Genomic DNA, 13,300 nt, shown 5'->3' on the forward strand with positions numbered 1-13,300 from the left:
GTGCAGACGACCCTGCTCGGCTTGGCGATTGCCTTCATCCTTGCGCTCCTTGCTGCGCTGATCGGCCCGTACTTCGTCGACTGGAACCAGTTCCGGCCGCAGTTCGAGGCCGAGGCCGGCAAGATCATCGGCGTGCCCGTGCGGGTCGCCGGTGCGCTGGACGCACGGCTGTTGCCGACGCCGACCCTGCGGCTGCGCCAGGTCACCTTCGGCGGCGCCAATCATCTGGGCAAGCTGCGCGCCGACAAGCTCGACGTCGAGTTCAGCCTCGGCGACCTGATGCGCGGGGAGTGGCGGGCGAACGAGCTGACCATCGGCGGCATGGCCGCCGATCTCGGCCTCGACGCCAAGGGCCAGGTCGACCTCCCGGCCGCCTCCGGCCGCTTCAACCTGGCCGCGCTCGCGATCGACCGCTTCAACCTGACCGGCCGCGTCGCCCTGCACGACGCCGCCAGCCGTTCCACCCTGGAGCTCACCGACATCGTCTTCTCCGGCGACGTCCGTTCGCTCGCCGGCTCGCTTCGTGGCGACGGCGCAGTGTCGATCCGGGGCGGCCGCTATCCGTTCCGGGTGTCGTCCAGCCAGGACAAGGACTTGAGCGGCCTGCGTGTCCACCTCAACATCGACCCGGGCGAACGCCCGGTCGTGGCCGACATCGAGGGCCTGATCAGCTTCCCGAACCGCGCGCCCAAATTTGAGGGCGCGTTGACGCTGTCGTCACCACTGAAGGAGCAGGGCGACAAGGACAAGCCGGCCGCGGGGGCCAAGGAGCCTTCCAACAAGGAGCCCGCCGCGAAGCAGGCTCAGCAGACGAAGACCACGCCGTTCGATCAGGCCGGCGGGACCCCGTGGCGCATCGCCACCAAGATCGTCGGCGATCCTGCCTCGGCCAAGCTCGACCAGATCGAGGTCACCTTCGGCCAGGAGGATCGCTCGCTGAAATTCACCGGCGGCGGCGAGGCTCGTTTCGGGGCGGCGCCGACGCTCAAGGCGTCACTGTCCGCGCGGCAGCTCGATGCCGACAAGCTGCTCGCCGGCGGCGAGGAGGTGAAGGACCGGCGGGCGATCGCGCCGGCGCGGGTGCTGCCGGCGCTGCGCAATTGGATCGCGCAGCTGCCCACCCTGCCGCTCCCGGCCAATGTGCAGTTCACGACCGAGCAGATCATGCTCTCCGGCCGTCCGGTGCAGAACTTCACCGCCGACCTTCACAACGAGACCACGGCCTGGAGCCTGGAGAAGGTCGATTTGCGCGCGCCGGGCTCCACCCGGCTGACCTTCCGCACCATCGGCATCTCGACCTCGGTGACCTCAGGCTTCACCGGCGCGCTCGACCTGGAATCGGCCGAGCCGGACGCGCTGGTGGCCTGGCTGCAGGGACGTAGCGACACCAGCTACCGAACGCAGCGTCCGCTGCGCGTCCGCGGCGATCTCAACGTCGCGCCGGAACGGGTCGCGATCGACAGCCTCAAGGCCGATATCGACGGTGGCTCGGTCGACGGCCGCGTCGCTCTGATCAATCGTCCCGGCGGCGCCGGCTCGCGCTTCGAGGCGGCGCTGAAGGGCGACCGGCTGGATCTCGATGCGGCCATGGCGGTGACGCGCTCGCTCGTCGGCGTGACCGGCGAATGGCCGGCCGAGGCCAGCGTGGCGCTGGATGTCGGCCGCGCCAAGCTCAGCGGCCAGGAGCTGCGTCCGCTGGCGGCGCGCTTCTCCTACGATCCGAAGACCATCGCCATCGATCAGATCAAGTTCGGCCAGAGCGGCGGTGTGACGACCGAGGGCTCGGGCCGCTTCGATCGCACTGACGCGACCGGGCGTCTGATCGTGACGTCGATGGCGGCGTCGCTGAAGGAGATCACCGCGCTGGCGCAGCCCTTTGCGCCGCAGATCACGGCGCGCTTCGATGCGCTCGCCACGCCTGCGGGGGCCGCGCGGCTGAAGCTGACCTTGGATCTGGCAAAGGATCCGGCGAATGCCGATCGCAGCCAGGCCAAGGCCGTGCTCGATCTCGACGCGCCGCAGTTGAAGGGCTCCGCGACACTGACGGCCAAGCCGCAGGCGGCAGCGCTGCGCAGTTTCGAGGTCGATGCGATCGACCGGACGGAATTGGGCCTCGAGGGCAGGTTGTCGTCGGAGCAGGGAGCTGCGGTGCTGGCGCTGCTCGGGCTCGACCGCATCGCGGCCGTCGGCAGCGGCCCGGCTGATTTCCAGGCCAGCGTGACCGGCAGCTGGCGCGCGCCGCTGCGGATGAATGCCAAGCTGTCGGGGAGCGGCCTCGACGGCGACGCGCAGGGCATCGTCGAGCCCTGGGGCGACAACACCAAGGCCAACGTCAATCTGCGTCTGCGCAGCGCCAATCTGGCGCCGCTGCTCGGCCTGAAGCCGCAGGACAATGCGGCCCAGAACATCAGGCTGTTCGGCCGCCTCGGCTTCTCCGGCAACCGGCTGACGCTCGACGACATCGACAGCACCGTCAGCGGCGCGCGGCTGCGCGGCCGGCTCGCGGCGACGTTCGACGACGACAAGCAGATCGAGGGCGAGCTCGGCCTCGACACGCTCGACGTGCCGCAGGTGTTTTCGGTGCTGGTCGGCGCGGCTGGGCGCGAGCCCGCGGAGCCGCTCGGGGCCGGTCTCGTCAAGGGCTGGCGCGGACGGGTATCGTTCCAGGCGCTCAGCGGCGCCGTGCTGAGCGGCGCCGATCTGCGCCCCCTGGGCGGCGCGATCAGGAGCGACGGCCAGTCACTGACGATCGAGAACCTCAAGGGCAAGCTCGGCGGCGGCGAGGTCATCGCCACCGTCGAGGCGCGCCCCAATGCCAATGGCCTCGTGCTCAACGGGCGCGTCGAGCTTTCCGGCGTCGACGGCAACGCATTGCGCTATCGCAATCTGAAGATGCCCGCCGGCAAGGTCTCGGCGCAGATGACGCTGGCCGCCGAGGGCCGCAGCGTGCAGGGTCTGGTCAATGCGCTCTCCGGCAACGGCACCGTGACGCTGGACAATGCCGCCATTCCGAATCTTGACCCCAAGGCGTTCGATGTCGCGCTGCGCGCGGCGGACGCGGGACAGCTCGGCGATGACGGCAAGCTGCGGCAGGTGGTCGAACCGGCGCTGGCCTCCGGCAATCTGTCGGTGCCGTCGGCGCAGATCCCCTTCATCATCCGCGACGGCCGGGTGCGCGTCGGCGCGACGACATTGGAGGCGCAAGGCGCGCGCGCCATCGTGTCCGGCGGCTTCGACATTCCGGCCGATCAGGCCGACATTCGCGCCAGCCTGAGCTCCAATACCGTCGGCAATGCCAACAGCCGGCCCGAGCTGCAGCTGTTCGTGGTCGGCACGCCCGATGCGCTGACGCGCGCGCTGGACGTCACCTCGCTGTCGTCCTGGCTCGCGGTGCGCGCGATCGATCGCGAGACGCGACGGCTGGATGCCATCGCGCGCGGCGAGGTGCCGCCGGCCTATCCGTCGTCGACGGCCTCGCTCCCCGGCGCGGGTGATGCCAATGCGGCCGTGCCGGCGACACCGGATGTGCCGCTGCCCGGGCGCGATCCGCGTCGCGACCCGCGCGCCAAGCTTGGCGGTCCGCGCGCCGCCGTGCCGCCCCTGACGGCGCCGCAATCCGCGCCCGCGGCGGCACCGCCGGCCTCCGCTCCGCAGGGGACGAGCGTGCCCCCCGTGGCGGCGAGCCAGTCTCAGCTCGCGCCGCTGCCGCCGCCCGTCGAGGTCAAGCCGGCCCCGGGCGTGCTGCCGCCGCGCCCGCGGCCGGTGCCGCGTCCGCCGATGTCGCTGACGCCGCCGGGCAGCCCGTGATCTCCGGCCTGCGGGAGCCGCGCCGATGATGACGCTGCGCCAGGTCGAAGTCATCCGCGCGGTGATGGTGACCGGCACCATCAACGGCGCCGCGCGGCTGCTGAAGGTTTCCGCGCCAGGCGTCAGCCGGCTGGTGAAATACACCGAGCGCTCGCTCGGCATCCGTTTCTTTCAGCGCCAGAACGGACGCTACTTCCCGACCCCCGAGGCGCAGAACATCTTCGAGCAGATCAACAGCGTCTACGAGAAGGTCGACGACCTCAGCTACATCATCTCCAATATCGGCCGCGGCGCGCTGTCCGAGCTCCGCGTCGGCTCCGTCCCAAGCATTTCCCAGGTGATGGTGCCGCGCGCGATCGAAGGCGTCCGCCGCCGCTACCCAGACTTGGGCATCGACATCAACATCCTCAAGATCGAGGAGGCGATCGACTACCTGATGCTGGGCAAGGGCGAGTGCGTGGCGATGAGCTACCGGCTCGATCATTCGGGCCTCGAATTCATGCCGCTGGCCTCGGGCGAGCTGTTCTGCATCGTGCCTCCGGGCCATGAGCTTGCCGGCCGCAAGCAGGTGTCGGCGGCGGAGATGACGCGCTATCCGCTGATCGGCATCGATCCGAACGATCCTTACGGCCGCATCATGGCCGAGATCTTCGCGCGCAACAAACTGAGTTACAACATCTCGATCAAGGCACGCTTCGGCACGACGGTGTGCGCGCTGGTGAAAGCCGGACTCGGCATCGCCGTGATCGACCAGTTCACCGTCGCTCATGGCGGCTATCCCGGCATCGAGCTGATCAGGATCGCCGAGCCGACGCGCTTCGATACCTACATCGCGGTCAAGCGCGGCACGCCGCTGTCGCTTTACGCGGAGCATTTCATCGACTGCCTGCGCACGGAGATGCGCGCGCTCGAGCCGGGCCGCCGGCCGGCGGGGAAGCCTGCGAAAGCCGCCGCCGGCAAAAGATAACATGATGTTAGGTTCGGCGGATATTTGGGTAATTGTGTTAGGCGCGGGACGCGCTATCGTCCGCTCCGTCATTCATCGCTCCCGCGGCGATCGCGCGAGCAGCAGCAGAGACTGAAGCGAACGTGCCCGATCTTTCCGCGCTCAAAGCCCGCAAATTCCTGACCGGCTTGATCGGTGCCCCGATCGCGCATTCGGCCTCTCCCGCCATGCACGAGCATGCCGCGGCGGTGCTCGGGGTGCGCTGTCATTACCAGCTGATCGAGGTCGCCGGCGCCGACCGCGCAGGCCTCGAGATGCTGCTGCAGGGCGTGCGTCGGATGGGCTTCGCCGGTGTCAACGTGACCTATCCCTACAAGGAGGCCGTCGTCGAACTGCTCGACGAACTCGCGCCGAAAGCGGCGGCGATGGGCGCCGTCAATACCGTCGTGGTGCGCGATGGCCGGCTGATCGGCCACAACACCGATACCACTGGCTTCGAACGCGCCGTGGCGCCGCTCGTCAGCCAGACCAGCCGCGGCGTGGTGGCGCTGATCGGCGCAGGCGGGGTTGGCAAGGCGATCGCCTTCGCACTTGCGAACCTCGGCGTTGCCGGCCTGCGCATCTACGATACTGATCGCGTCCGCGTCGAGAAGCTCGCGAGCCTGCTGCCGGCTGGCACGATCGCGACAGTCGTCGGCAGCGTCGAAGAGGCGCTGCAGGGTGCCGTTGGCGTCGTCAACGGCACTCCGATCGGGATGCTGCCGAACCGCGGTACGCCGGTGCCGGATCACTTGCTGCGCCCCGATCTATGGGTTGCAGATGCCGTCTATTCACCGTTGTGGACGCCGCTCCTGAAGGCCGCGAAGGCAAGAGGAGCTCAGGTCCTGCTTGGGCGCGAACTCGCGATCTATCAGGCTGCCGACGCCTTCGAGCTGTTCACCGGGCTGGCGCCGTCAACCGAAGCAATGGGCGCGGCCTTCGACAATCACATGGCGGAGAGATATCAGGCGGTTGACGCCGCCTGAGCTGGCCGCCAATACGCGGCGGAACAATTCGTTCAAGCAAGAAACGCAAACAAGCGTTGCGAAGCAGAGGAGGAAACAACGTGAAATCGATCATCCTGGCTGGCCTGTGCTCGGCCGTGCTGCTGTCCGGAGCCGCCTACGCGCAGTCCGGCGCTCCCATCAAGATCGCCAACGTCGCCGAGCTTTCCGGCGGTGGCGCCACCGTGGGCAACAACTGGAAGAACGGCATCGACCTCGCCGTCGAGGAGATCAACGCCAAGGGCGGCATCCTCGGCCGCAAGATCGAGGTCAGCCATGCGGACTCGCAATCGAACCCCGGTGTGGCGCGTGCGCAGGTGCAGAAGGCGCTCGACAACGAACCCTACGTGCTGCTCGGGCCCGGCTATTCCGGCTCGGTCAAGGTGACGGCTCCGCTGGCGGCGGAAGCCGGGATTGCGCAGATCATGGGCGGCGAGGCGGCCGAGCTGACGCAGGCCGGCAACAAGTTCCTGTTCCGGACGTCGTTCGGCCAGCAGTCCTCAATGCCGAAGGTCGCGAAGTACATCAACGACGAGCTGAAGGCGAAGTCGGTCGCGGTCGTCTGGGTCAACAACGATTTCGGCCGTGGCGGACGCGACGTCATCACCAAGGAGTTCAACCGTCTCGGCATCAAGGTCGCAGCTGATCTCTCGACCGAAGCCGGCCAGGCCGACTTCGCGGCCGACGTCAGCAAGATCAAGGCCGCGGCGCCGGACGCGGTCTTCATCTACGTCAACGAGGAAGAGAGCGCGCGCATCCTCAAGGAGATCAAGCGCCAGGGCGTGACCGCGCCGCTGATCGGCGAGACCACGCTGGTCGGCCAGAAGGTCATCGAGCTCGCCGGCGACGCCGCCAACGGCGCCCGCGGCCATGTCGGCCTCACCACCGACGCGCCGGTCGAGGCCGTCAAGGCGTTCCGCGACCGCTTCGTCAAGAAGTACAACTACGTGCCCGACCACAACGGCCTCAAGGGCTATCTTGCGATCTACATGGTCAAGGCGACGACCGAGAAGATGGGCAAGGTCGACTCCAAGGGCTTTGCCGATGCTCTGCATGGCTTCACCATCAAGACCTCGGCCGAGCCGAACATCCTGATGGACGTCACCTTCGACCAGAACGGCGACATCGATCGCCAGGGCTTCCTGGTCGAGGTCGTCGAAGGCAAGCAGGTCGTGAAGCAGGTGCTGCCGAAGCTCAACTAGGGACAGCGGTGGATCGGCGGTGCGGGTGGGGATGCCTGCGCCGCCGTCAACCAAAGGGCTCACGGGGAAACCATGTCCAATCTGCTCGACCTGATCGTGGCGGGACTCGCCACCGGCGCCATCTACGCGCTCGTTGCCCTCGGCTTCACCTTGCTGTGGCAGACCTCGCAGACCATCAACTTCGCCCAAGGCGAGTTCGTGATGCTGCCGGCCTTCCTGATGCTCGCGGTGATGCATGTCGGCGCACCGTTCTGGCTGGCGGTGCTCGTCGGCATCCTGCTCTCCGCGCTGCTGCTCGGGTTGGGCTTCAAGTTGCTGCTGGTCGATCCGATGCTGCGCCATGGCGTGCTGCCGCTGGCGATCGCCACCATGGCGCTGGCGATCGGGATCAAGGAGGCGGTGAAGCAGTTCTTCAGCGCCGAGGCCTCGCCATTTCCGTCGATCGTGCCGGTCGGTGATGTCACGATCCTCGGCCGCGCGATCTCGCTGCAGAGCCTCGGCGTGCTCGCGGTCGCGATCCTGGCCGTCGTTGGTCTCACAACGCTCTTGAACCGCACCTCGCTTGGCCACCAGATGCAGGCCGCGGCCCAGAACCCGACCGTGGCGCGCATCATCGGCGTGCCGGTCGAGCGCATGATCCTGCTGACTTTCCTGATCAACGCCGTGCTGGTGGCGCTGGCGTCCCTGTTGATCACGCCGATCTATCTGGCGAAGTTTTCCAGCGGCGAGGTGCTGGGGCAGGCGGCCTTCATCGCCGCAATCGTCGGCGGCTTCAACCAGGTGCGCGGCGCCATCGCCGGAGGCCTCCTGATCGGCGTCGTCGACAACCTCGCCGCCGCCTATGTCTCGACGCAGTATCGCGCGGCCGTTCCGATGATGCTGTTGATCCTGGTGATCCTGTTCCGGCCGCAGGGCCTGCTCGGCCGGGCCGAGGAGCGCACGGTATGAGCAAGCACAGCAGACTGCTCCTCGCCGCTCTGGCCGTCGTGGTCATCGCCGGCCTCATCATCATCCCGATGAACTTCAACCGATACGGTCTCTACATCCTGAGCCAGTGGGCGGTGATGACGATCGCCGCGATGGGACTCAACCTGACGCTCGGCTATGCCGGCCAGGTGTCGCTGGCGCAGGGTGCCTTCGTCGGCATCGGCGCCTATGGCGCGGCGATCCTGACCACCCATGGCTGGCCGCTGATCGCGGCGCTCGGGTTAGTCGTCGTCATCTGCTTCATCGTCGGCTGGCTGCTCGGCTATCCCGCGCTGCGCGTGCAACATCATTATCTCGCCTTCGTGACGCTCGCCTTCTCAACCTTGATGTTCCTGGTGTTCCGCAACGAGAGCTGGCTGACCAACGGCATCTACGGCATCAGTAACATTCCGCGTCCCGAGGTCCTCGGGTTCCCGACCCGCAAGCCGCTGCCGTTCTACTATCTGTGCCTCGGCTCGCTCGGTCTGGTGACGCTCGCGATGTGGTGGCTGATCCGCTCGCCCTGGGGCCGTGCCTTCATGGCGCTCCGTGAGAACCCGATCCGGGCGCAGTCGCTCGGCATCGACACCCGGCGCTATACGCTGATGGCGTTCGCCATCGGCTCCGTGCTCGGCGGCATCGCCGGCGTACTCTATGCGCCGCTGACGCAATATGTCGATCCCGTGCCGTTCAACCTGCAGCTCTCGCTGGATCTCCTGATGATGGTGATCGTCGGCGGCTCCGGCTTCATGCTCGGACCGTTCCTCGGCGCCATGATCGCCGTGCTGCTGCCGGAGTGGCTGCGCGTCGCCGAGGGCTACTACCTGATGCTCTACGCGATCGCGGTGATCGCGCTGCTCATCTATTCGCCGACCGGCATTCTCGGCATTCTCGACCGTTATCTCAGCTCTCGCCGGACGCAGGCGGCATCTGCGCTGCGCGCGGCGGCGCAATCCAAGCTGGAGGCGGCGCAATGACTGCAGTCCTCGACGTTCGTGACGTCAAGAAGAGCTTCGGCGGCATCACCGCCGTCGACGGCGTCAGCTTCGACGTGCAGGAGGGCGAGATCCTCGGCCTGATCGGCCCCAACGGCTGCGGCAAGTCGACCCTGTTCAACTGCATTCTCGGCCAGCTCGTGCCGAGCGCGGGCGAAGTGCGGGTCGACGGCAAGCTCGTCACCGGGCAGCGGCCAGCGGAGCTCAACCGCCTGGGCGTCAGCCGTACCTTCCAGCTGCTCCAGGTGTTCCCGAAACTGTCGGTCCGCGACAATCTCGTTCTTGCGGGACAGGAGCATCGCGGCAGCATGCTGTCGCGCCTGTTCGGACCGTCGGACGCCGGCCTCACACCGACGGCCGATCAGATGATCGGCTTCTTCAAGCTGGAGCACCTCGCCAACGAGCCGGCCGGCGGCCTGTCCTATGGCCAGCAGAAGCTGCTCGATGCCGCCATGGCCTTCATGGGCGGCCCGCGCCTCGTGCTGCTCGACGAGCCCGCGGGCGGCGTCAATCCGACCATGCTCGGCGATCTCAAGGAGCGGCTGATCGCGATCAACCGCGAGCGCCGCGCCACCTTCGTCGTGATCGAGCACAACATGGAGTTCGTCATGTCGCTGTGCTCGCGCGTCATGGTGATGGCGGAGGGCAAGGTGCTGGCGATCGGCAAGCCCGACGAGATCAGGGCCAATCCGGCCGTGATCGAAGCCTATCTCGGCCACTGAGGGGAGGCGCGCGTGAGCGACACCATTCTCGACGTCCAGAATCTCGTCGGAGGCTACGGCAAGATGACGATCCTCAACGGCACGACCTTCTCGGTGCCGAAGGGATCGATCACTACGGTGATCGGCCCGAACGGCGCCGGCAAGTCGACCGTGTTCAAGGCGATCTTCGGCCTTTTGAAGCTGCGCGAAGGCAAGGTCATCTTCAAGGGCCGCGACGTCACCGGCTTGAGCCAGCGCGCGCTGCTCGGTGCCGGCATCTGCTACATCCCGCAGGGACGCAACATTTTCGGCGAGCTGTCGGTGCGTCACAATATCGAGCTCGGCGGCGTGGCCGCGCCGGCGAATATCGATCTCCCGGCCCGGGTCGAAGCGGCGCTCGACGTCTTTCCGGTGCTGCGCAAGAAGGCCGACCGGCAGGCCTCGACATTGTCCGGCGGCGAGCAGAAGCAGTTGGAGATCGCGCGCGGGCTGCTGCTGGAGCCGCAGCTCGTGCTGATTGACGAACCATCGATCGGGCTGTCGCCGCTGATGGTGCAGCAGACCTTCGACATGCTCAAGCAGCTGCGCGACCGCGGCGTCTCCGTGTTGCTCATCGAGCAGAACGCGCGCTCGGCGCTGGAGATCTCGGACTACGGCATCGTGCTCGAACTCGGCCGCACCCGCATCGTCGACAAGGCTGATCGCGTGCTCGCCGATCCACGCATCGGACAATTGTTCCTGGGCGGCGCGATGGAGGAGACAGCGGCATGAACAAGCGCTCGATCGCAACGGTCTCCATCTCAGGCGCGCTCGACGAGAAGCTCAAGGCCATCGCTGCCGCGGGCTTCGATGAGGTCGAGATCTTCGAGAACGATCTCGTCGCCTTCGGGATGCGGCCGCGCGAGATCGGGCAGATGTGCCGCGATCTCGGGCTCACGATCTGCGCCTACCAGCCGTTCCGCGATTTCGAGGGCATGCCGGAGCCGCAGCGCGCGCGCAATTTCATCCGCGCCGAGCGCAAGTTCGACCTGATGCAGGAACTCGGCACCGACCTGCTGCTGATCTGCAGCAGCGTCTCGCCGGCCTCGCTCGGCGGCATCGACCGCGCCGCCGCCGATTTCCACGAGCTCGGCGAGCACGCGGCGAAGCGCGGCCTGCGGGTCGGCTACGAGGCGCTGGCCTGGGGCCGTCATGTCCATGACTACCGCGATGCCTGGGAGATCGTGCGCCGGGCCGATCACAAGGCGATCGGCGTCATCCTCGACAGTTTTCACGCGCTGGCGCCGGCGCTGCCGACCAACGCGATCCGTGCCATTCCCGGCGACAAGATCTTCCTGGTGCAACTCGCTGACGCGCCGAAGCTCGAGCTCGACGTGCTGTCCTGGAGCCGCCACTTCCGCAGCTTTCCGGGGCAGGGCGATCTGCCGGTCGGCGAGTTCATGGAAGCCGTCGCCGCGACCGGCTATTCTGGGCCGCTGTCGCTCGAAATCTTCAACGATCAGTTCCGCGCCGGCTCGGCGCCGCGCACCGCGCTCGACGGCATGCGCTCGTTGCTCCTGCTGCAGGACGATCTCGTTGGGAAGATGCCAGCCGCGGCGGAGCCGCGGTTCGAGCCCCGCGTCAAGAGCCACGGCATCGGCTTCGTCGAGTTTGCCGTCAGCGAGGACAAGGCGGGTTCGCTTGCGAATTTGTTTGGCCAGCTGGGCTTTCGCAAGACCGGGCAGCATCGCAGCAAGGCGGTGCAGCGCTGGTCGCAAGGCGCCATCGAGCTCGTGATCAATTTCGAGCCCGCGAGCTTTGCGCATTCGCATTACGTCACGCATGGGCCCGGCGTCTGCGCACTTGCGCTGGATGTCGACAGCGCCGATCGCGCCATGGCGCGGGCGCAGTCGTTGAAGACGCGGACCTTCACGCAACCGGTCGGGCCGGGGGAACTCGAAATCCCGGCGATCCATGGCGTCGGCGGCAGCCTCTTGTATTTCCTCGACACGCATGGCCGTCACTGGGACGTCGACTTCGAAGCCGTCGCCAGTGACAAGGCGACCGACCGTCTCTTGGCGGTCGATCACATTGCTCAGTCGATGCCGCACGAGGAAATGCTGTCCTGGCTGCTGTTCTACGCCGGGCTGATCGACTTCTCGCGCCTGCCGCAGATGGAAATCGCCGATCCCAGAGGCCTCGTGCAGAGCCAGGCGATCGTCAACGGCGATCGCAGCCTGCGCTTCATCCTCAACGGCTCCACCGCGACCCGCACGCTGTCGTCGCGCTTCATCTCTGAGTTCTTCGGCTCCGGGGTGCAGCACATTGCGTTTGCCTGCGACGACATCTTCGCGTCCGTGGCTGAGATGCGCGCCCGCGGCGCGGGCTTCCTCGACATCCCGGATAATTACTACGACGATCTCGAAGCCAAATACGACCTTCCGCCCGAGACCATCGCGGCGTTGCGCGCCAACGAAATCCTCTACGACCGCGACGGCGACGCCGAGTTCTTCCAGGTCTACACCCACATCTTCGAAGAGCGCTTCTTCTTCGAGATCGTGCAACGGCGCAACTACCAGGGCTTCGGCGCGCCCAATGCCGCGATCCGCCTCGCGGCGCAGGCGCGCGAGGTACGGCCCGATACGATGCCGCGGCTGTAGCTCACGGCTCCGGGCTGATGCCCGGCAGCCGTGCGATCTCCTCGGCGAGATAGTCGATCAGCAGCCGCACGCGCGCGATCCCGGCGCGCTCCGGCACGATCAGCATGTTGAGGGGAGTCGACGGCAGACGGTGGTCGGGCAGAATGACCGTCAGCCTGCCGGCCGCGATGAGGTCGTCGACCAGCCAGGCATGGCTGCCGCCGATGCCGCGACCGGCCAGCACGGCCTCGCGAACGCCCAGCCCGTGATTGGTGCGGAAGCAGCCCCTGAACGGCACCTCGTGGCGAGCGCCGTCGGGTCCGATGACCACGAGCACCTCGCTCCCTGCGACATTGGTCATGCGGATGCCGTCGTGGCCAATCAGCTCCTGCGGCGTGCGTGGTGTGCCGCGTCGCGCCAAATAATCGGGCGAGGCGACCAGAAGCCGGTGCGAGTAGCCGAGCGATCGCAGCTTCAAGGAGCTGTCTGTGAGCGGCGCCAGGCGCAGCGCGATGTCGATGCCTTCGCGCACGAGGTCGATGCGCTCGTCGGTCAGGTTGAGATCGATCGCGATGTCCGGATAGCGATCCTGGAAGGCGAAGGCGAGCCGGGTGATGTGAAGGATGCCGAACGCCGCCGTGCATGAGATGCGGATGGTGCCGGCGGCCGCGCCCTGGGTGCCGCGGGCCTCGTCGCGGGCCTGTTCGATCTGGCGCAGGATCTGGACGCAGCGCGCGTAGTAGCGGCGCCCCTCGTCGGTCAGGGTCACACGCCGCGTGGTGCGGCTGAGCAGCGGCACGCCGACGGCGTCCTCCAGCTCCTGGAGGTGACGCGAGACGGTGGATTGGCCAATCCCTAGCTCGCGGGCCACGCCCGACAGGCTCCCGCGCTCCGCCACGCGGACGAAGCTGCGCATGTTGACCAGGCTGACGTCCGATTTATCCATTAAATGGCATAATCTTATCGATCCACACCGTATAGTGGATGAGTGGCTGCGGGTCTATGTCTTGGCCGGTTCCAGC

The 13,300-nt window shown here is 67.2% G+C and carries 10 protein-coding genes; 9 read left to right on the top strand and 1 reads right to left on the bottom strand.

Translation table 11 applies throughout. The annotated features are described in order from the left end of the window. From ACQR1L_RS25670 to ACQR1L_RS25710, 9 genes are all read left to right on the top strand, one after another. Entirely contained in the window at nt 1-3,807 is a 3,807-nt protein-coding gene (locus ACQR1L_RS25670) for an AsmA family protein (protein ID WP_434860700.1), read from the top strand. Nucleotides 3,808-3,832: 25 nt separating this feature from the next. Next, on the top strand, nt 3,833-4,774 hold the full coding sequence (locus tag ACQR1L_RS25675) for a LysR family transcriptional regulator (protein WP_434860701.1): 942 nt from the start codon (nt 3,833-3,835) through the stop codon (nt 4,772-4,774). Nucleotides 4,775-4,896: 122 nt separating this feature from the next. After that, nucleotides 4,897-5,778 (top strand): shikimate dehydrogenase, encoded by an 882-nt coding sequence (locus ACQR1L_RS25680; protein ID WP_434860702.1) that lies wholly within the window; start codon nt 4,897-4,899, stop codon nt 5,776-5,778. An 80-nt stretch (nt 5,779-5,858) separates the two neighbouring features. Continuing rightward, entirely contained in the window at nt 5,859-6,998 is a 1,140-nt protein-coding gene (locus ACQR1L_RS25685) for an ABC transporter substrate-binding protein (RefSeq protein WP_434860703.1), read from the top strand. Nucleotides 6,999-7,070: 72 nt separating this feature from the next. Further along, on the top strand, nt 7,071-7,946 hold the full coding sequence (locus tag ACQR1L_RS25690; RefSeq protein ID WP_434860704.1) for a branched-chain amino acid ABC transporter permease: 876 nt from the start codon (nt 7,071-7,073) through the stop codon (nt 7,944-7,946). Next, on the top strand, nt 7,943-8,941 hold the full coding sequence (locus tag ACQR1L_RS25695; RefSeq protein ID WP_434860705.1) for a branched-chain amino acid ABC transporter permease: 999 nt from the start codon (nt 7,943-7,945) through the stop codon (nt 8,939-8,941). Before ACQR1L_RS25690 ends, ACQR1L_RS25695 begins: the two co-directional genes overlap by 4 nt. After that, nucleotides 8,938-9,681 (top strand): ABC transporter ATP-binding protein, encoded by a 744-nt coding sequence (locus tag ACQR1L_RS25700; protein ID WP_434860706.1) that lies wholly within the window; start codon nt 8,938-8,940, stop codon nt 9,679-9,681. The genes ACQR1L_RS25695 and ACQR1L_RS25700 overlap by 4 nt, the downstream gene beginning before the upstream one ends. Nucleotides 9,682-9,693: 12 nt before the next feature. Next, nucleotides 9,694-10,431, top strand: coding sequence for an ABC transporter ATP-binding protein (locus tag ACQR1L_RS25705; protein WP_434860707.1), 738 nt, complete (start codon nt 9,694-9,696; stop codon nt 10,429-10,431). Next, on the top strand, nt 10,428-12,299 hold the full coding sequence (locus ACQR1L_RS25710; RefSeq protein WP_434860708.1) for a bifunctional sugar phosphate isomerase/epimerase/4-hydroxyphenylpyruvate dioxygenase family protein: 1,872 nt from the start codon (nt 10,428-10,430) through the stop codon (nt 12,297-12,299). The genes ACQR1L_RS25705 and ACQR1L_RS25710 overlap by 4 nt, the downstream gene beginning before the upstream one ends. Before the next feature lies 1 nt (nt 12,300). Here ACQR1L_RS25710 and ACQR1L_RS25715 read toward each other — a convergent pair whose 3' ends face one another. Then, a complete protein-coding gene (locus tag ACQR1L_RS25715; protein WP_434860709.1) occupies nt 12,301-13,224 on the bottom strand; it encodes a LysR family transcriptional regulator in 924 nt (307 codons plus the stop codon). Nucleotides 13,225-13,300 lie beyond the last annotated feature (76 nt).

The sequence above is a fragment of the Bradyrhizobium sp. HKCCYLR20261 genome (assembly GCF_051168435.1).
In the GTDB taxonomy this organism is placed as follows: domain Bacteria; phylum Pseudomonadota; class Alphaproteobacteria; order Rhizobiales; family Xanthobacteraceae; genus Bradyrhizobium.

Excerpts from the sequence above, each read along its gene's own strand:
- ACQR1L_RS25710 (WP_434860708.1), top strand. The coding sequence starts at position 10,428 with ATGAACAAGCGCTCGATCGCAACGGTCTCCATCTCAGGCGCGCTCGAC.
- ACQR1L_RS25715 (WP_434860709.1), bottom strand. The coding sequence starts at position 13,224 with ATGGATAAATCGGACGTCAGCCTGGTCAACATGCGCAGCTTCGTCCGC.
- ACQR1L_RS25675 (WP_434860701.1), top strand. The coding sequence starts at position 3,833 with ATGATGACGCTGCGCCAGGTCGAAGTCATCCGCGCGGTGATGGTGACC.
- ACQR1L_RS25695 (WP_434860705.1), top strand. The coding sequence starts at position 7,943 with ATGAGCAAGCACAGCAGACTGCTCCTCGCCGCTCTGGCCGTCGTGGTC.
- ACQR1L_RS25700 (WP_434860706.1), top strand. The coding sequence starts at position 8,938 with ATGACTGCAGTCCTCGACGTTCGTGACGTCAAGAAGAGCTTCGGCGGC.
- ACQR1L_RS25690 (WP_434860704.1), top strand. The coding sequence starts at position 7,071 with ATGTCCAATCTGCTCGACCTGATCGTGGCGGGACTCGCCACCGGCGCC.